The sequence below is a fragment of the Ramlibacter sp. genome, from assembly GCF_035706265.1.
GTDB lineage: Bacteria > Pseudomonadota > Gammaproteobacteria > Burkholderiales > Burkholderiaceae_C > Ramlibacter.
This window is the reverse complement of record NZ_DASSVG010000711.1, coordinates 1-18,424: the sequence shown is the minus strand read 5'-3', so window position 1 is coordinate 18,424 and position 18,424 is coordinate 1. Positions and strand designations below refer to the sequence as shown.

18 protein-coding genes are annotated in these 18,424 nt (G+C 68.6%); 6 read left to right on the top strand and 12 right to left on the bottom strand.

The features are described from left to right. A partial coding sequence (gene frc, locus VFM98_RS25550) for a formyl-CoA transferase (RefSeq protein ID WP_325112697.1) occupies window positions 1-1,008 on the bottom strand: 1,008 nt, incomplete at its 3' end. A gap of 63 nt (window positions 1,009-1,071) precedes the next feature. Then, entirely contained in the window at window positions 1,072-2,802 is a 1,731-nt protein-coding gene (oxc, locus tag VFM98_RS25545; protein ID WP_325112696.1) for an oxalyl-CoA decarboxylase, read from the bottom strand. Between the two features lie 128 nt (window positions 2,803-2,930). On the opposite strand from oxc, the gene VFM98_RS25540 reads away from it, so the two are divergent. After that, entirely contained in the window at window positions 2,931-3,539 is a 609-nt protein-coding gene (locus tag VFM98_RS25540; protein ID WP_325112695.1) for a Crp/Fnr family transcriptional regulator, read from the top strand. Window positions 3,540-3,757: 218 nt separating this feature from the next. On the opposite strand, the gene oxlT is transcribed toward VFM98_RS25540, so the two are convergent. The 6 genes from oxlT to VFM98_RS25510 form a co-directional block, all read right to left on the bottom strand. Beyond that, window positions 3,758-4,957 (bottom strand): oxalate/formate MFS antiporter, encoded by a 1,200-nt coding sequence (gene oxlT / locus VFM98_RS25535; protein WP_325112699.1) that lies wholly within the window; start codon window positions 4,955-4,957, stop codon window positions 3,758-3,760. A 449-nt stretch (window positions 4,958-5,406) separates the two neighbouring features. Beyond that, the gene (locus VFM98_RS25530) at window positions 5,407-6,240 is read right to left on the bottom strand and encodes a cytidylate kinase family protein (RefSeq protein ID WP_325112694.1); all 834 of its coding nucleotides are present in this window, start codon (window positions 6,238-6,240) and stop codon (window positions 5,407-5,409) included. A 28-nt stretch (window positions 6,241-6,268) separates the two neighbouring features. Next, the gene (locus tag VFM98_RS25525) at window positions 6,269-7,798 is read right to left on the bottom strand and encodes a tripartite tricarboxylate transporter permease (RefSeq protein ID WP_325112693.1); all 1,530 of its coding nucleotides are present in this window, start codon (window positions 7,796-7,798) and stop codon (window positions 6,269-6,271) included. 31 nt (window positions 7,799-7,829) lie between these two features. Then, window positions 7,830-8,351 (bottom strand): tripartite tricarboxylate transporter TctB family protein, encoded by a 522-nt coding sequence (locus tag VFM98_RS25520; protein ID WP_325112692.1) that lies wholly within the window; start codon window positions 8,349-8,351, stop codon window positions 7,830-7,832. Window positions 8,352-8,457: 106 nt separating this feature from the next. Then, window positions 8,458-9,444 carry a tripartite tricarboxylate transporter substrate binding protein gene (locus tag VFM98_RS25515; RefSeq protein WP_325112698.1) on the bottom strand — a complete coding sequence of 329 codons (987 nt, stop codon included), beginning with the start codon at window positions 9,442-9,444 and terminating at the stop codon, window positions 8,458-8,460. A gap of 280 nt (window positions 9,445-9,724) precedes the next feature. Next, the gene (locus VFM98_RS25510; protein WP_325112691.1) at window positions 9,725-9,955 is read right to left on the bottom strand and encodes a hypothetical protein; all 231 of its coding nucleotides are present in this window, start codon (window positions 9,953-9,955) and stop codon (window positions 9,725-9,727) included. A 110-nt stretch (window positions 9,956-10,065) separates the two neighbouring features. On the opposite strand from VFM98_RS25510, the gene VFM98_RS25505 reads away from it, so the two are divergent. Further along, window positions 10,066-11,028: a LysR family transcriptional regulator gene (locus VFM98_RS25505; RefSeq protein WP_325112690.1), complete on the top strand. Its 963-nt coding sequence runs from the start codon at window positions 10,066-10,068 to the stop codon at window positions 11,026-11,028. Here the strand turns inward: VFM98_RS25505 and VFM98_RS25500 are convergent. The 4 genes from VFM98_RS25500 to zapB all read right to left on the bottom strand — a co-directional run bounded on the left by VFM98_RS25500 (window position 10,979) and on the right by zapB (window position 13,867). Continuing rightward, the gene (locus VFM98_RS25500; RefSeq protein ID WP_325112689.1) at window positions 10,979-11,938 is read right to left on the bottom strand and encodes a methionyl-tRNA formyltransferase; all 960 of its coding nucleotides are present in this window, start codon (window positions 11,936-11,938) and stop codon (window positions 10,979-10,981) included. The two genes, VFM98_RS25505 and VFM98_RS25500, sit on opposite strands and share 50 nt — an antisense overlap. A 12-nt stretch (window positions 11,939-11,950) precedes the next feature. Next, on the bottom strand, window positions 11,951-12,751 hold the full coding sequence (locus VFM98_RS25495) for a sulfite exporter TauE/SafE family protein (protein WP_325112688.1): 801 nt from the start codon (window positions 12,749-12,751) through the stop codon (window positions 11,951-11,953). 562 nt (window positions 12,752-13,313) lie between these two features. Further along, window positions 13,314-13,658, bottom strand: coding sequence for a cell division protein ZapA (locus tag VFM98_RS25490; protein WP_325112687.1), 345 nt, complete (start codon window positions 13,656-13,658; stop codon window positions 13,314-13,316). Continuing rightward, entirely contained in the window at window positions 13,655-13,867 is a 213-nt protein-coding gene (gene zapB / locus VFM98_RS25485; protein ID WP_325112686.1) for a cell division protein ZapB, read from the bottom strand. The genes VFM98_RS25490 and zapB overlap by 4 nt, the downstream gene beginning before the upstream one ends. Window positions 13,868-14,261: 394 nt before the next feature. Here zapB and VFM98_RS25480 point away from each other — a divergent pair, with 394 nt between their 5' ends. The 4 genes from VFM98_RS25480 to VFM98_RS25465 form a co-directional block, all read left to right on the top strand. Then, a complete protein-coding gene (locus VFM98_RS25480) occupies window positions 14,262-16,091 on the top strand; it encodes a TonB-dependent receptor domain-containing protein (RefSeq protein WP_325112685.1) in 1,830 nt (609 codons plus the stop codon). A 12-nt stretch (window positions 16,092-16,103) separates the two neighbouring features. Further along, window positions 16,104-16,919, top strand: coding sequence for a cobalamin-binding protein (locus tag VFM98_RS25475; RefSeq protein ID WP_325112684.1), 816 nt, complete (start codon window positions 16,104-16,106; stop codon window positions 16,917-16,919). Next, a complete protein-coding gene (locus VFM98_RS25470; protein WP_325112683.1) occupies window positions 16,912-17,799 on the top strand; it encodes a helical backbone metal receptor in 888 nt (295 codons plus the stop codon). Before VFM98_RS25475 ends, VFM98_RS25470 begins: the two co-directional genes overlap by 8 nt. Further along, on the top strand, window positions 17,796-18,424 hold a 629-nt coding region (locus VFM98_RS25465; protein WP_325112682.1), incomplete at its 3' end, for an iron chelate uptake ABC transporter family permease subunit. The genes VFM98_RS25470 and VFM98_RS25465, both read left to right, overlap by 4 nt.

Sequence of the window (18,424 nt, the reverse complement as noted above, 5' to 3'; positions counted from 1 at the left end):
CGGGCCGCAGGGGATGTCGTACTGGTTCAGGATCTCCATCGCCTCGAACTTGGTCTTGGTCTTGGTCCACTCCTCGATGCGGGCGAAGATCGACTTCAGGTGCGGCAGGCGCGCCTTCGGCGTGGCGTAGTTGGGATCGGTGATCCAGCTCTCCTCGCCGATCACCTTGCAGATGGACGCCCACACGGGGGCCTGCGTGATGAAGTAGATGTAGGCGTTGGGATAGTGCTGCCAGCCCTTGCACTTCAGGATCCAGCCCGGCTGGCCGCCGCCCGAGGCGTTGCCGGCGCGCGGCACGGCGTCGCCGAATTCCTCGTCGGGGAACTGCGGGTACTCCTCCAGCACGCCCTTGCGGTCGAGGCGCTGCTGGTCGCGCAGCTTCACGCGGCACAGGTTCAGCACGGCATCCTGCATGGCGGCCGTCACGCGCTGGCCGCGGCCGCTCTTCTCGCGGTGGAAGAGGGCGGTGACGATGCCCAGGCACAGGTGCAGGCCGGTGCCGGAATCGCCGATCTGCGCGCCCGTGACCAGCGGCGGGCCGTCGCTGAAGCCGGTGGTGGAGGCGGCGCCGCCGGTGCACTGTGCGACGTTCTCGTACACCTTGCAGTCCACGTACGGGCCGGGGCCGAAGCCCTTGATCGAGGCCATGATCATGCGCGGGTTGATCTGCTGGATGCGCTCCCAGGAGAAGCCCATGCGGTCCAGCGCGCCGGGAGCGAAGTTCTCCACCAGCACGTCGCACTGCTTGATCAGCTCGATCAGCACTTCCTTGCCCTTGGGATTCTTGGTGTCCAGGGTGATGGAGCGCTTGTTGTGGTTCAGCATCGTGAAGTAGAGGCTGTCCACGCCGTCGATGTCGCGCAGCTGGCCGCGGGTGGCGTCGCCTTCGCCCGCCTTCTCCACCTTGATCACGTCGGCGCCGAACCAGGCCAGCAGCTGGGTGCAGGTGGGGCCGGATTGCACGTGCGTGAAATCGAGGATCTTGATGCCGTCGAGTGCTTTACCCATGTCTGGATTCCCTATGAGTTTTGAAATCGGTGAGGGGGGCCAGGGGCTGGCCCCTCGTGGTCCTCAGGCGCTCTTCTTCTTGGCCGCGGCGGGGTTGAGCGACGTGATGCGGCCCGATTCGGTGCCGGCGGACTCGTCGATCAGCGCGTTGATCAGGGTCGGCTTGCGGGAGGCGATCGCCTCCTTCAGCGCGCGGTCGAGTTCCTCGGGGGTCTTCGCCACCACGCCGACGCCGCCGAAGGCTTCCATCATCTGCTCGTAGCGCGCGCCCTTGACGAACTGCGTCACGGCCATCGCGTCGCCGCGCGGGTTGACGTCGGTGCCCTTGTAGATGCCGTTGTTGTTCATCACGACCACGCACACCGGCAGGTTGTAGCGGCAGATCGTTTCCACTTCCATGCCGCTGAAGCCGAAGGCGCTGTCGCCCTCCACCGCGATCACCTGCTCGCCGGTGACGGCGGCGGCGGCGACGGCGAAGCCCATGCCGATGCCCATGATGCCCCAGGTGCCCACGTCGAGGCGCTTGCGCGGCTCGTACATGTCGACGATGGAGCGGGTGAAGTCCAGCGCGTTGGCGCCTTCGTTGACCAGGTAGGCCTTGGGATTGGCCTTGACCGTGTTCTTGATGACGTTGAGCGCGCTGTGGAAGTTCATCACCGGCGGGTTCTTCGCCAGCGTCTCGGCCATCTTGGTCAGGTTCTTGTCCTTGCGCTCGGCGATCGCGCCCAGCCAGTCGGCCGGCGGCTTGCCGAAGCCGGCGCCGATAGCCTGGTTCAGCGCGGAGACGCAGGAGCCGATGTCACCCACCACCGGCGCGGCGATGGCAACGTTGCTGTCGGCCTCGGTGGGGGAGATGTCGATCTGGATGAACTGCTGCTTGCCCCAGTGCTTGGACTCGCTGGCGCCCCAGGTCTTGCCCTTGCCGTGCGACAGCAGCCAGTTCAGGCGCGCGCCGACCAGCATCACCACGTCGGCCTCGGCCAGCACGTAGGAGCGCGCGGCGGAAGCGGCCTGCGGGTGGTTGTCCGGCAGCAGGCCCTTGGCCATGGACATCGGCAGGTAGGGGATGCCGGTCTTCTCGATGAAGCTCTTGATCTCGGCGTCGGCCTGCGCGTAGGCGGCGCCCTTGCCCAGGATGACCAGCGGCTTCTTCGCGCCCTTGAGCAGTTCCACGGCGCGCTGGATCGCCTCCGGCGCGGGGATCTGCTTCGGGGCCGGGTCGACCACCTTGATCAGCGAGCGCTGGGCGACCGCCTTGTCGACGCTCTGGGCGAAGACCTTGGCCGGCAGGTCCAGGTAGACGCCGCCGGGCCGGCCGGAGAGGGCGGCGCGGATGGCGCGCGCGATGCCCACGCCGATGTCCTCCGCATGCAGCACCCGGAAGGCGGCCTTGCACAGGGGCTTGGCGATGGCCAGCTGGTCCATCTCCTCGTAGTCGCCCTGCTGCAGGTCGACGACCTCGCGCTCGGAGGAGCCCGAGATCAGGATCATCGGGAAGCAGTTGGTGGTGGCGTTGGCCAGCGCGGTGAGGCCGTTCAGGAACCCGGGCGCCGACACCGTGAAGCAGATGCCGGGCTTCTGGGTGATGAAGCCGGCGGCCGCGGCGGCGTTGCCGGCGTGCTGCTCGTGGCGGAAGGACAGGACCTTCATGCCGTCGGCCTGCGCCATGCGCAGGAAATCCGTGATCGGAATGCCGGGAAGGGCGAAGATCGTGTCGATGTCGTTGAGCTTCAGCGCCTCGATCACAAGGTGGAAGCCGTCGGTCGTTTCGCGATCCTGCGTTTCGGTGGTCATGGTCAGTGCGTCCAGTGAAGGTCCGGGTTTCGGGAGTGCGAGAATGGTAGAAGTCGCCCTCTGCAAAGCCTCTTGACTGCGGTCAATTTTCGAAAAAATGCATTGAGGGGATTCCCTCGGTCCCACGCATGTCTTCCGTCGAACAGCATCCCGAACGAAACGTGATCCGCGTCCAGCTGGCGCACAACGTCGTGCTCAAGGGCATGACGGCGGCGCAGATGGCGGAGCTCGAACCCCTGCTCGTGGTGGTGGATTGCCAGAAGGGCGAGGCGCTGCTGAACCAGGGCGTGCACGAGATGGAGCAGTACTTCATCCTCGAAGGCATCCTGAAGCGCGTGGTAAGCAACCGCGAGGCCAAGGAGATGATCCTGCGCTTCGCCAGCGAAGGCGAGATGGAAACCAGCTACGCGGCCTGGCGGCTGGGCACGCCGGCGCCCTACAGCATCGTGTGCGTCACCAAGGCGCGGGTGGCCAAGCTGCCGCTGCGCGAGTGGGTGGCATTCATCGAGCGCCACCCGGGCCTGAAGCAGACTTTCGAGTACGAGGTGATGCACCACATGAGCGAGATCATGGCGCACACCATCACGCTGCACCTGCACGACGCGCCCGGGCGCGTGAAGCGCTTCCTGCGCAAGCATCCGGAGCTGGAGGAGCGGCTGCCGAAGAAGGAACTGGCGTCCTACCTGAATCTTTCGGCGGAGACCTTGAGCCGGTTGAAGTCGCGGGGGAAGATCTAGATTCAGCCGCGGTGCGCATTTCGTAGGCTGGCGCTGGAGCGAAGCGAAAGCCCAGCGATGTGCGAGCGCCGCGAAGCGCTGGGCTTCGGCCTTGTCGAGGCTGCCGCCTCGGGAAGGCGCTCAGCTCCAGCCTACGAATAGCCGGCGCAACCCGCGAATGTGCGCGAAAAGGAAACGGGCGCCGAGGCGCCCGTTCCGTTTGGCGCCGCAGCGCCGCTTCAGGACTGCTCGATCATCCGGCGCCGCATCGGCCGCAGGGCGAACCAGGCCAGGGCCGCGGCGGCGGCGTTCATCACGCTCGCGCAGATGAACACGGCGTGCCAGCTGCCGGTGGCGGCCGTCAGCACCGAAGACAGCGGCACCAGCAGCGAAGCCGTGCCCTTGGCGGTGTAGAGCAGGCCGGCATTCGCCGCCGCGTACTTCGAGCCGAAAGTGTCGGCGCAGGTGGAGGGGAACAGGCTGTAGATCTCGCCCCAGGCGAAGAACACCAGGCCGGTGAGGATCACGAACAGCACCGGGTTGCTGCCGAACTTGTACAGCGCCAGGATGCCCACCGCTTCCAGCCCGAAGGCGATGAACATGGTGGTCTCGCGGCCGATCTGGTCCGACACCCAGCCGAAGAAGGGCCGCGTCAGGCCGTTGAGCACGCGGTCGATCGCCAGCGCGAAGGTCAGCGCCGGCAGCACGATGCCCATGATGTTCACCGGCACGCCGTCGATCTTGAAGTCGCGGGCGATCGGCGCGAGCTGCGCCGTGGCCATCAGGCCGCCCGCGGCCACCATCACGAACATCAGGTACATCACCCAGAACACGGGCTTGCGCACCATCTCGCCGGGGTTGTATTCCCTGCGCGTCTGCTGCACCTTCGCCGCGCCGCCGATCTTGCGGTGCTCGGGCGCGCGGGCCAGGAACCAGGAGAGCACGAAGATGATCGCGCCCTGGCCGATGCCGAAGTAGAGGAAGGCCGCCTGGTAGCCGTGGGTCTGGATGTACGCCGAGATCGGGATCACCGTCAGCGCGGAGCCGGCGCCGAAGCCGGCCGCCGTGAGGCCGGCGGCCAGGCCCCGGCGGTCGGGGAACCACTTGAGCGCGTTGCCCACGCAGGTGCCGTACACGGCGCCGGCGCCGATGCCGCCGATGGCCGCGCCGATGTAGAGCAGGGTCAGCGTGTCGGCGTAGGCATTGACCACCCAGCCGATGCCGGCCAGGATGCCGCCGCCCATGACGACGACGCGCGGGCCGTACTTGTCGACCAGCCAGCCTTCGATCGGCACCAGCCAGGTCTCGGTGAGCACGAAGATGGTGAAGGCGACCTGGATGGCCGCACGCGTCCAGTGGTACTTGTCCGCGATCGGATTGACGAACAGCGTCCAGCCGTACTGCAGGTTGGCGATCATCGCCATGCAGATGATGCCCATGACGAGTTGGGCCCAGCGGAATGCCGCGCCGTGGCCGGCGAGCGCATGCGCGCTGCCCGCAGCCGTGCCGGACGCGGGGACGACCGCGTCGACTGTCTTTTCCATTGCTATGCCTCCAGAGATCCTGCCGCCGATGAAAGAGTGGTTTTGCGCCGCGCCGTTTTCCGGGTGGGCGAGGCATTCTGGAAGGGCGCCTTGCGGTCGAAAATTGACCGCGGTCATGAACTCGGGAAAGCCCGCAGTTTCGAAATGTCTGGAACGGAAAGTTGTTTGACGAGGCTCAATTTCCCCTCTGGAATGAGGGTTGGCCATGCATCAACAAGAGATTGGGGAAACCATAACCTGCCATCCCCGCGCAGGCGGGGATCCAGTGCATTGCGAAGGCAATGAAAAAGCGGCCCGTGGGCCGCTTTTTCCGGGCCCCCGCATGCGCGGGGGTGACGGAGCAATCACGTCTTCGCGTACGTGAACTTGCGGGTGATCGCCATCAGGTGCAGCCGGTTGTCGACCTTGTCGGTGCCGACCACCGTGCTCGCGATGCGCTCGGCCTCGGTGCGCTCCTGCTCGTTGACCACGATGCCGCTCAGGACCACGCGGCCTTCGCGCGCATCGATCTGCACGTCGGTGTGCCGCGTCGAATCGTTGGCCTTCAGCGCGGCGCGCACCTTCGCCGAGAGCGCCAGGCCCTCGAGCACTTCACGCGACTGCGGCGTCTCCTCGAATTCGGGCAGCGCGGCCAGCTGCAGGATGGTCTGCGCGGCGCTCTCCACCGAGATGCGGTCGGTGTTGAGCACCAGGTCGTACAGCAGCGGATCGCCCCAGGTGACGCCGTAGGTCGCGTGCATGCGCGCGGCATGCGCGTTGTCGCTGCGGCGCACCTCGGCTTCGGCCTGGGCGCGGTCGTCCGTTCCCAGGTCGTCCATCACCCACTGCACGCGGGCATCGAAGGAGCGCGTGACGCGCACCCGCACCACGTGCGGCACGCCGCGCAGCACGCAGGTGGCGCCCCAGCCGCGCAGCACCACGTTGCCGCGCGCGGCCTGGTGCAGGATCTCCTCCTCGGTGTAGAGGGCGAACTGCTGCTTGTCGGTGGTGAGGCGCTCCACGAGGCCGGCCTTGCCTTCGCGCACGCGGCGCACGAGGCTGGGCGGCACGTTCATGCGCCCGGCCACGTTCTCCATCACCTCGTTGCGCATCACGGCCAGGCCGGCGAGCTGTGCCACGCGCTCGGCGACGTCCTTGGCCAGCGAGCCCATTTCCTGGGTCAATGCAATCACGGGCATGAATGATCCCTCCTCTGGCTGGCGGCGCTCAGTCGACCGGCTGTTCGGCCGCGAAGTTGCTGCCCTTGGGCGGGCGCAGCTTGTGGATGGCCTTCGCGATCAGCGGCCAGAACAGCAGGACCAGCGCCAGGCCGGTGATGGTGCCCACCAGCGGGTTGGACACCATGATCGACAGGTCGCCCTGCGACAGCAGCATGGCCTGGCGGAACGAATCCTCCGCCTTGTCGCCCAGCACCAGGGCCAGCACCAGCGGCGCCAGCGGGTAGTCGAGCTTCTTGAAGACGTAGCCCACGACGCCGAACAGCACCATCAGCCACACGTCCATCATCGCGTTGTGCACGGTGAAGGCGCCGATCGCGCAGATCACCACGATCACCGGGGCGATGATCGAGAACGGGATGCGCAGGATGGAGGCGAACAGCGGCACGGTGGTCAGCACCACGATCAGGCCGGCCAGGTTGCCCAGGTACATCGAGGCGATCAGGCCCCAGACGAAATCCTTCTGTTCGACGAACAGCAGCGGACCGGGCTGCAGGCCCCAGATCAGCAGGCCGCCCAGCAGCACGGCGGCCGTCGGCGAGCCGGGGATGCCCAGCGCCAGCATCGGCAGCAGGGCGCTCGTGCCGGCGGCGTGGGCGGCCGTCTCGGGCGCCACGACGCCTTCGATGCTGCCGGTGCCGAAGGCGGCGCCCTGCTTGGACATCTTCTTCGCCAGCCCGTAGCTCATGAAGGAGGCCGGCGTGGCGCCGCCGGGGGTGACGCCCATCCACATGCCCACCAGTGAGCTGCGCACCGACGTCATCCAGTAGCGGGGCAGCTCGGCCCAGGTCTGCAGCACCACCTTGGGATTGATCTTGGCCGACTTGCCGGAGAAGGCCAGGCCTTCCTCCATCGACAGCAGGATCTCGCCGATGCCGAACAGGCCGATCACCGCGATCAGGAAGTCGAAGCCGCGCATCAGCTCCTCGAAGCCGAAGGTCAGGCGCAGCTGGCCCGTCACCGTGTCCATGCCGACGGCGGCGAGGCCGAAGCCGATCGCCATCGAGGCCAGGATCTTGAACGGCGAGCCCTTGCCCATGCCCACGAAGCTGCAGAACGTGAGCAGGTAGACCGAGAAGAACTCGGGCGGGCCGAACTTGAGGGCGAACTTCGCGACCAGCGGGGCCATGAAGGTGATCATCAGCACCGCGACGAAGGCGCCGACGAAGGAGGAGGTGAAGGCCGCCGTGAGGGCCTGGCCCGCCTGTCCCTTCTGCGCCATCGGGTAGCCGTCGAAGGTGGTGGCCACCGACCAGGGCTCGCCCGGGATGTTGAACAGCACCGAGGTGATGGCGCCGCCGAAGAGCGCGCCCCAGTAGATGCAGGACAGCATGATGATCGCCGAGGTGGGCGACATCGTGAAGGTGAGCGGCAGCAGGATGGCGACGCCGTTGGCGCCCCCGAGCCCCGGAAGCACGCCGATGAGCACGCCGAGCGTGATGCCCACCAGCATGAGCAGCATGTTCATCGGCGTCAGGATGACGCTGAAACCATGGAACAGAGCACTGAGTTCGGTCATGACGGGAAGTCCGTAGCCTGGTTCGTGGAGATCAGTAGCCGAGGAAGGCGAGCGGGTCCAGCAGGCCCTTGTGCAGCGGGACCTTGAACCAGACTTCGAACATCGCGAAGAAGATGGCGGACATCGTCAGCGCCAGCAGCACGCTCTTCACCCGCGAGAACTTGCCGAGGAAGATCATGAAGCCGGCGATGTAGATCGCCGAGGCCACGTACATCCCGAGCAGCTGGATCGCGCCGACGAAGACCCCGGCCGGGATCAGCACCACCAGCACGCGGCGGATCTGTTCGCCGTCGACGAAGATCTCGGTGTTGCGCTTCTTGCCGAACAGCGCCTGGTACAGCGTGCCGGCACCGGAGACGCACAGGATCATGCCGATGTAGAACGGGAAGTAGCCCGCGCCGGGGCCGTCGCTCATCCAGCCGGCGCCGAGCTTCCAGCTGGCCACCGCGATGACGACGCCCATCAGAAGCACCAGGGCGGCCACTCCGGCCTCTACCGCGAACGTGGGGACGCCCGTACGCTCCTCTGCTTCGGGCTGTTGTGTGATCTCCATTGCGCTTGTCTCCTGCCGTGACATCCGGCCAATGCGTGAATCGTTCTACGAAACGGGAACTGCGAAAGCGCGACGCCCCCGGCATGCGGGGGCGTCGTGCACTGCCTTACTTCGCGAGGAAGCCGGCTTCCTTCATCAGCTCGCGGTGGGTCTGCTCCGCCTTGCCGAGCCACTGGGTGAAGGCGTCGCCATCCATGTAGCTCTGGTTGAACGCACCCTTCTCCATGTAGTCCTTCCACTCGGGCGTCTCGCGCACCTTCTTCAGCAGGTCGACGTAGAACTGCTTCTGGTCCGCGGTGACGCCGGGCGGCATGAAGATGCCGCGCAGCATCGTGTACTCGGTGGGCACGCCCGCTTCCTTGCAGGTGGGGATGTCGCCCCAGGCCATGGTGTCGGTGATCTTGGCCTTGTAGGGCATGCGCTCGCCGTCGAACACGCACAGCGGGCGCAGCTTGCCGGCGCGCCACTGGGCCACGGCCTCGATCGGGTTGTTCACCGTGGAGTCCACGTGCTTGCCCACCAGCTGCACGGCGACCTCACCGCCGCCCTTGAAGGGGATGTAGACGAACTTGGCGCCGGTGGCCTTCTCGAGGCCCACGGTGAGGATCTGGTCCTCCTGCTTGGAGCCGGTGCCGCCCATCTTGATCTTGCCCGGGCCGGCGGCCTTGGCGGCGGCCAGGTAGTCCTTCGCGTTCTGGTAGGGCGTCTCCGCGTTGACCCACAGCACGAAGTTGTCCAGCGCCATCATCGACACCGGCGTCATGTCGCGCCAGTTGAACGGCACGCCGGTGGCCAGCGGCGTGGTGAACAGGTTCGACAGCGTCACGACGATCTTGTGCGGATCGCCCTTGGAGTTCTTCACGTCGAGGAAGCCCTCGGCGCCGGCGCCGCCCGACTTGTTGACCACCACCAGCGGCTGCTTCATCAGGTTGTGCTTGACGACGACGCCCTGGATCAGGCGGGCCATCTGGTCGGCACCGCCGCCGGTGCCGGCCGGCACGATGAATTCGACCGGCTTCGCCGGTTCCCACGCCGCGAGGGCGGGAGCCGCGAACAGCGCGGCGGAAGCCGCGGCAGCGACACCGACCGTCATGCGGATCATGAACTTGCTTGACTTCACGCGTTGTCTCCTGTGTGTTGTTGCCCCGCCCGCGCCGGCTGACTGTGCACTGACGATTCGCGGGACCGCGGGCGATAGTCCGGCGATGCACCCCTGAATTCTCTTGACTGCGGTCAATTTTTCAAAAAGGAGATCCCGCGTCTAGGGAAAGTCCGGGGGGTTGCGCATGCGCGTGAAAACTTGTCGCTCCCAATGAAAACGCGGCGCACCGGGCGCCGCGAAGAGGGACGAAGAAGACCAGGCAAGGAAACTTTCAGCGGCCACCCTGGCCGCGGGCGCGGCTGCGTTCGACGGCGTCGAGCAGGAATTCCGGATCGTAGGAGCGCAGCAGGTGCGGCAGCTCCTTCTGGACGTAGGCGCGCAGCGCCTCGCGGCCTTCGCCGTGGCGCGCCGGCTCCCAGGCGCAGGAGAGGTCCAGTTCCTCGTCGGCGGTGTAGATGGGCGCGCTGGGCGCGGCCCGGGTGGGCAAGGTCTGCTGGCGCATCGCGATCTCCTTTCGTGGGGCGATGGAGTGCACTCTAGGCGCCGGATACGATCAATGATAGTGAAAGTATTTGATGGATTCCATCATGTCTCGCTTATGATCCGCAGGCCATGAAGAACGCCACCCTGCGCCAGCTGAAGGTCTTCGAAGCGGTGGCGCGCCACCGCAGCTTCTCGCGTGCCGCCGAGGAGCTGCACCTCACCCAGCCGGCCGTCTCGACGCAGGTGCGCAAGCTCCAGGAGCACGCCGGGCTGCCGCTGTTCGAGCAGCTCGGCAAGAAGATCCACCTCACGCCGGCGGGGGCGCAGATGCTGCAGTCCAGCCGCGAGATCATCCAGAAGTTCCAGGAGGCCGAGGAGGCGATGGCCCAGTACAAGGGCGTCTCCGGCGGGCGGCTGAACGTCTCCGTGATCAGCGCGGGCGACTATTTCTTTCCCCGCCTGCTGGTCGCATTCGCGCAACGGCACGAGGGCGTGACGCTCAACTTCGGCGTCTGCAACCGCGAGGAACTGCTGGCGCAGATGCGCGACAACGTGACCGACCTGGCGGTGATGGTGCGGCCGCCGGAAGACGAGGACACGGTGGCCGAGCCCTTCGCGCCGCACCCCTACGTCGTGGTGGCGGCCCCGGGCCATCCGCTGGCGAAGACGCAGCGCATCTCGGTGGCGCGCGTGATCCGCGAGCCTTTCGTCGTCCGCGAGAAGGGCTCCGACACCTGGAACTCGATGGTCGACGGCTTCGGCGCCCAGCTCGCGGGGCTCAACGTGGCGCTGGAGATCCGCAGCACCGAAACCATCAAGCAGGCCGTGATCGCGGGCATGGGCGTGAGCTTCCTGTCCGCCCACACCGTCAGCCGCGAGCTGCAGTCCGGCAGCCTCTGCATCCTGGACGTGCAGGGCTTTCCGCTGATGCTGAACTGGTACGTGGTGCACCGGCGCACCAAGCGCCTGCCGCCGGTGGCGCAGGCGTTCAAGAACTTCCTGCTGGCCGACGGCGCCGCGCTGATCGACCAGACGCTCGGGATCAGGTCGTCGCGCCTGGCCGCACCCAGGACCGCCACGCGTCCGAGATAGGCAGGCCGCGCTGGCGCGCGAACTCGCCGGCGCCCATCTTGCCGCCGCCCTCGGGGCGCAGCTTCAGGATCTCGATCAGGCCGCCCTGGGCCCAGATCACGATCGAATCGTCGCTCACGCCGGCCACGTCGCCGGGCTTGTGGCCGCGCGACACGTAGCGCCCCACCACGTGCTTGCGGCAGTCGTACACGCGCACCTTCACGCCATCGAGCAGCATCCAGGCGCCCGGCGCCGGGTTGCAGGCGCGGATCAGGTTGTAGATCGTGTCGACGTGGCCGGGCCAGTGGATCTCGGCCTCCTCGTCGTGCATCCAGCCTTCGTAGGTCGCCCCGGTCTCGTCCTGCACCCGCTCCTCGTGCCGGCCGGCCAGCACGAGGTCGGTGGCCTCGAGCAGGGCCGCCACGCCGAGCGGGAACAGCTTGTTGAAGTAGACCTCGCCCAGCGTCTCGTCGGGGCCGATCTCGCAGGTCTTCTGCAGCACCACCGGGCCTTCGTCGAGGCCGTCGGTGGGGCGGAAGATGGTCAGGCCCGTCTTCTTCGCGCCGAGCGCGATCGGCCAGCTGATGGACGACGGGCCGCGGTGCAGCGGCAGCAGCGAGGGATGGAACTGGATCGTGCCGTGCTTCGGGATGTCGACGAAGGACTGCGGCGCGAACTGCAGCACGTAGGCCATGATGCCGATGTCGGCATCGAGCGAGCGCATGGCCGCCTCGGCCTCGGGGCTGCGCAGGCTGGCGAAGGTGAACACCTGCAGCCCCAGCGCCAGCGCGTCGGCCTTCAGCGCGTCCGGCTTCGCGCCGGGCTTGTCGGGAACGCAGAACACGCCGGCGATGGTGTCGCCGCGGGCGATGAAGGCTTCGAGGACGGCCTTGCCGAATTCCTGTTGTCCGATGAAGGCGATGCGGGCCATGGTGTTCCGAGGTCAGCGCAGGAGGAAGTACGCCGAGATGCAGTAGAGAACCACGGCGAAGATCCGCTTCAGCGGGCGGATCTCCATGCCGTGGGCGATGCGGGCCCCGAGGGGCGCCAGGGTCATGCTGGCCAGCGCGATGATCGCCAGCGCAGGCACGAAGATGTAGCCGATCGAGCCCGGCGGAGCGTGCGCGAGGTCGCGGCCGGCCCACATGTAGCCGATCGTGCCCGCCAGCGCGATCGGGAAGCCCAGCGAGGCCGAGGTTGCCACGGCTTCGTGGATCTTGACGTTGCACCAGGTCATGAAAGGCACGGAGACGAAGGCGCCGCCGGCGCCGACCAGCGCCGACAGCAGGCCGATCACGATGCCGACGCCGAAGGTGGCCGCCGGGCCGGGCAGGGTGCGGCTCGCCTTGGGCTTGCGATCGAGCAGCATCTGCGTGGCGGAGAAGGCGATGAAGACCGCGAACAGGATGCCCAGCGCCTTCGCGGGCAGCGCCACCGCCACCTGCGCGCCGGCGAGCGAGCCCACCACGATGCCGGGCGCGAGCACGCGCGCGATCTCCCAGCGCACGGCGCCGCGGCGATGGTGCGCGCGCACCGAGGACATCGACGTGAACATGATGGTGGCGAGCGACGTGGCCACGGCCATCTTCACCGTGTATTCCGCGGGCACGCCCGAGTGCGCCAGCACGAAGGTGAGCACCGGCACCAGCACCATGGCGCCGCCGATGCCCAGCAGGCCGGAGAGCAGGCCGGCGCCGACGCCGGCCAGCAGCAGTTCGAGGATCAGGACGGGTTGCAGCAGCATTGTTGTTGTCGCGCGCGTTGCGTCGCGCGCGCGGCCCGCGCGCATGCGGCGGGCCGCACCGCCATTGTGGCTCAGCCGCGCAAGGCACCGGCCGAAATGGAACCGGCCGCGCGAGGCGGCCGGCTGGAAAAAGGTGTCTGTAGTGCCACCGGACCGCATCCTGAACCGGGGTTCAGGTGGGCGAGGTCAGCGTTGGGGTTGGGATCATCTGACGCGAGACGTTCACGCCCCCCAGGCGATCTTCCAAGCCCGTGCTCAATGAGCATTGGTTCAAGGAAATATAAAGCCCGATACGCACTGCAGACGGAAGCCATTCTAGGCCCCAAATCGCGCGTGCGTGCAATGCCTGCGTGAAGTCGCAAGGAATTTCGGGCTTGACAACGAAGCGGCGAAGCTCAACTGCTTTGCGTCGTCGGGAAGGCTGCCGGAACAGCCGGACGCAGAGGACGCGAAAGATACGCAGAGGACGCAAAAGGGAGAAAGAAACCTTCAGAAGGTTTTCTTTCGCGTCCTTTGCGTACCCTTTGCGTCCTCTGCGTCCGGCAGTTGGGTGTTCAGGATCTCAGATCAAGCGGCCGTCGTCGCCGAGCGCCTGGTCCAGGCGCACGAGCAGTTGCGCGAGCTTCACGTCGTCGGCGAGGTTGCGCATGCTGGTGGCGGTGCTGTCGCCGTTGGCGAAACTCGCGGCCTGCAGCGGCGGCTGCGCGGGCTTGCCGCTGCTGTCGAAGGCGATGTTCAGCGCCGCGAGCACCGCGATGCGGTCGCGCGCCTTCACCTTGCCGGCGTCGCGGATGCGGCACATCGCGGTGTCGACCTTCTCCACCGCTTCGAGCAGGCGCTGCTCGCCGCCTTCGGGGCACCCGAGCAGGTAGCTCTGGCCCATGATCTGGACTTCGAGCTGCTTCATGCGGGCGTGTTGAGATCGGGCAGGCGTTCGAGCAGTGCGTCGACGCGTGCGCGGGCCGCGGAGAGGCGCGACTTCAGCGAATCGCGCTCCTGCGTGAGCAGCTCCACCTGTTCGGCCAGCAGCGTGTTGGTGCGCTGGAGCTCCTCGTAGCGTACGAGCAGGCGCTCGACGCGTTCGACGAGTTGGTCGATCTGGGAGCCGTTGGCCATGGCGCGGATTGTAGGGTTTTGTGTCCGCCGCCGCTCTAGAATCACGGGGTTGGTGCTCGCGGTGTGGTTCGCATGCCGCAGTTCAACGGGAAGCAGGGCGCCCGCCGCGCAACGCGCGGAAGGCCAACCTGCGCTGCCCCCGCAACGGTAAGCGGAGGCGGGACGCGCCCGGCGGCGCAGCGGCCCGATGGGCCCGCGCCGCGGCACGCCCGCCACTCACGTCATCGAAAGCCACTGGGACCCGCTCGACACGGCGGCCTGGGAAGGCGACGCGAGTCCTTCCGCCAGCCCGGATACCGGCCAACGCGGTGGCCCGCATGCCGCAAGGCGCGGGCCGTGACGCCCAGTGCGCAGGCGGGGAAGCCGGCGCGGGCATGCACATCGATTCCCGAAAATGGTTCCGAAGAAACTGGTTTTCCGTGCCGGCCTGCCGCTGGCCTTGACCCTGGCCGCCTGCGGCGCGTCCGCCCAACCCACGCTGCGCGAAGTCGTCGTCTCCGCCGCCCGCACCGAGCAGGCGGTGCAGGACGCACTGCCCGCGACGACGCTGATCACGCGGCGCGAGATCGAGCAGGCCCAGACGCCCGACCTGCCCACGCTGCTGCGCCGCGTCGCCGGCGCCGAGTTCAGCCAGACCGGCGGGCAGGGCAGCGTCGCCGGCGCCTTCCTGCGCGGCGCCGAGCCGCGCCACACGCTGGTGCTGGTGGACGGCGTGCCGATCAACAACCTCAACTTCGGCCTGCCGGCGCTGGAGCACATCCCGCTGGCCGACGTCGAGCGCATCGAGGTCGTGCGCGGCAACGTCTCCAGCCTCTACGGCAGCGCCGCGATCGGCGGCGTGATCCAGGTCTTCACGCGCCAGCCCACGGCCACGCCGTTCGCGGCGGTGAGCGTGCAGGCCGGCTCCCGCGGGCTGGTGGACGCGAGCGCCACCGGCTCGGTGAAGCTGGCTTCCGGCACCGGCCTGCGCGCCACCGTCGAAGGGCTGCGGGACCGCGGCTTCAACGCCATCAAGCAGGAGGAGCGCCCGGGCACCAACCCCGACCGCGACGGCTACCGGCGCCGCGCGGCTTCGGTGGCCCTCACGCAGGACCTCGGCGCCCACTCGCTCGGGCTGAAGCTGCGCGATGCGCGCGGCCGGCTCGAGTTCGACGACGAGTTCGGGCCGCCGGCCCAGCGCGATTCCTCGCGCTTCGTCGAGCAGGTGGGAACGCTCGAAGGGCGCTTCCGCGTCGCGCCCACGCTGCAGGTGGAGGCGGCGCTCACGCGCGCCGTGGACAAGCTCGACGCCAACGAGGCGGCCTTTCCCTTCTTCGTGAACTCGCGCTCCGACGGCGCGCAGCTGGCCGCCGACTGGGAGGCCGCCCCCGGCCACCACGTCACCGCCGGCCTCGAGCACACCCGCCAGCGCATCGCCAGCGACACCGCCTACGACCGCGACCACCGCAACGTCGACAGCGCGCGCGTGGGCTACACCCTGGCCCACGGCCCGCACCAGCTGCAGCTGAACGCGCGGCGCGACCGCTACAGCGACTTCGGCAGCGCCAACACCTGGCTCGCCGCCTACGGTTACCAGTTCACCGAAGCGTGGCGCGCCAGCGTGTCCGCCTCCACCGGCTTCCGCGCGCCGAGCTTCAACGACCTGTTCTTCCCCTTCGGCATCGGCAACCCCGACCTGCGGCCGGAAAGCGTGCGCTCGGCGGAGCTCGGCCTGCAGTACGCGCGCAACGGCCAGGAGCTGCGCGCGACGCTGTTCCAGAACCGCTTCCAAGACCTGATCGGCCTCGACGCCGCCTTCCACACGATCAACATCGGGCGGGCGCGCAACCGCGGGCTGGAGCTGGCCTATGCCGGCCGCGTGCTGGACTACGGCGTGCGCGCGGGACTCACCGCGCAGGACCCGCGCGACCTCGATACCGACGAGCGCCTGGTGCGCCGCGCGCGGGTGTTCGGGCATGTCGCCATGACGCGCGAGCGCGGCCCCTGGCAATGGGGCGGCCAGCTGCGCTTCAGCGGCGACCGGGCGGACCGTTTCCGCGGCGTGCCGGTGCGGCTGGCCGGCTACGGCGTGCTGGACCTCACGGCTTCGTATACCGTGTCGCCCCAGGTGAAGCTGTTCGGCCGCGTGGAAAACGTGTTCGACCGCGACTACGAGACCGCCTTCGGCTACCGGCAGGCCGGCCGGGGCGTGTTCGTCGGCGTACGCTGGCAACCCCCGTTGTGAGGCAATGAAGAAGTGAACCGGCTCGAGATCCCGCGCGGCCCGCGCCGCATCGTCTGCCTCACCGAGGAGACCACCGAGTGGCTGTACCTGCTCGGCGAGGAGGCGCGCATCGTCGGGATCTCGGGCTACACCGTGCGGCCGCCGCGCGCGCGGCAGGAAAAGCCCAGGGTCAGCGCCTTCCTCTCGGCGAAGATCGAGCGGATCCTCGCGCTGCAGCCGGACTGCGTGTTCGGCTTCTCCGACCTGCAGGCCGACATCGCTTCCGAGCTGGTGCGGCGCGGCGTGCAGGTCACCATCTTCAACCAGCGCAGCGTCGACGAGATCTTCTCGATGATGTACCAGGTGGCGGCGACGGTCGGGCGTGCCGCCGAAGGGCTCGCGCAGCTGGAGCGCATGCGCGCCCGCCTGCTCGAGATCGAGGCCGCGGCGCGCAGCCTGCCGCGCCGCCCGCGCGTGTTCTTCGAGGAGTGGGACGATCCGCACATCAGCGCGATCCGCTGGGTCTCGGAGCTGCTCGCCATCGCGGGCGGGGAGGACATCTTCCCCGAGCTCGCGCGGCAGCCGCTGGGCCGCGACCGCATCGTCGCCGACCCGGCCGAGATCGTGCGCCGCCAGCCCGACATCGTGATCGGCTCCTGGTGCGGCAAGAAGTTCCGGCCCGAGCAGGTGGCGGCGCGGCCCGGCTGGGATGCGCTGGCCGCCGTCAGGGATCGCCAGCTGTTCGAAATCAAGTCCGCCGCTATCCTGCAGCCCGGGCCGGCGGCGCTGACCGACGGCGTCGAGCAAATGCATCGCATCGTGATGGAGTGGGGCCTGAGGCATGCGTGAACGTCCGCTGGTCGCCGTCCTGCTGGCCGCGCTGCTGTTCCTGCTGGCGGCGGCGGCGCAGGCCGTGGAAATCATCGACGACCGCGGCATGCGGGTCGACATCGCGCGGCCGCCGCAGCGCATCGTCTCGCTGATGCCCTCGCTGACCGAAACCGTCTGCGCGCTCGGCGCCTGCGACCGGCTGGTCGGCGTCGACGACTATTCCAGCTGGCCGCCTTCGGTGCTCGCGCTGCCGCACGTGGGCGGGCTGGAGGACGCGCGGGTGGAGGCGATCGTGGCGCTGCAGCCCGACCTGGTGCTGGTGCCCCTGTCGTCGCGGGCGCTGCCGCGCCTGCAGGGCCTGCGCCTGCCCGTGCTGGCGCTGGAGCCGCGCACGCTGCGCGACGTGCGGCGCGTGCTGCAGGTGCTGGGGCCCGTGCTGCAGGCCGGCGACCCGGATCTCGTGTGGCAGGACATCAACCGCGAGGTGCAGGTGGCCGCGCGCAAGCTGCCGGCGCGGCTGCGCGGCCTGCGCGTGTACGTGGAGGTCGGCAGCACGCCCTTCGCGGCCAGCGAAAGCTCCTTCATCGGCGAGCTGCTGGTGCGGCTGGGCGCGGAGAACATCGTGCCCGCCACGCTCGGGCCCTTTCCCAAGATCAATCCCGAGTTCGTGGTGCGGGCCGACCCGCAGGTGATCATCGTGGAGCGCAGCGATGCCGCCGGCCTGCGCACGCGTCCCGGCTGGCAGCGCATCGAGGCGCTGCGCCGCAATCGCGTCTGCGCGCTCGATCCCGAGCAGATGAACGTGCTGATGCGCGCCGGCCCGCGTCTCGGCGCCGCTGCGCACCTGCTGGCCGACTGCCTGGAAGGGCGCCTGGCCGACGGGAGCCCCGGCCGATGACGGCGGTGCCGCGCGCGGCCGGCACCCTCGCGGCCTGGCTGCTGGCCGCCAGTGCCGGCCTGCTGGCCCTGGGCGTCGCCGTGGGCAGCATGGGATGGGAGCCGCTGCTGGACGAGACCGGCGCCGGCCTGACCATCCTGTGGGAGATCCGGTTGCCGCGCACCCTGGGCGCGTGGCTCGCGGGCGCCTTGCTGGGCCTGGCGGGTGCGGTGGCGCAGGGGCTGTTCCGCAATCCGCTGGCGGACCCCTACCTGCTCGGAAGCGCCACCGGCGCGGCCCTCGGCGTCGCCCTGTTGCTGGTGCTGCTCGGCACCGCGCCGGCGGCCGCCTGGATCACCTCGCTGGGGCTCACGGGCGCAGCCTTCGCCGGCGCGCTGGCGGCGGTGGCGATCACGCTGGCGCTGGCGCGCGGCGTGCAGCACACCTTGCGCCTGCTGCTGGCGGGCGTGATCGTCGGCATGGTGTTCGGTGCGCTGGCCTCGCTGGTGATCTTCCTGGCGCCCGAGCTGCTGCGCAGCATGCAGTCCTTCCTGCTCGGGACCACCGGCTTCCTGGGCTGGGCCAGCGCCGGCGTGCTGGCCGCGGTGCTCGCCCTGTCGGGGGCCGCGGGGCTGGCGGCGAGCCG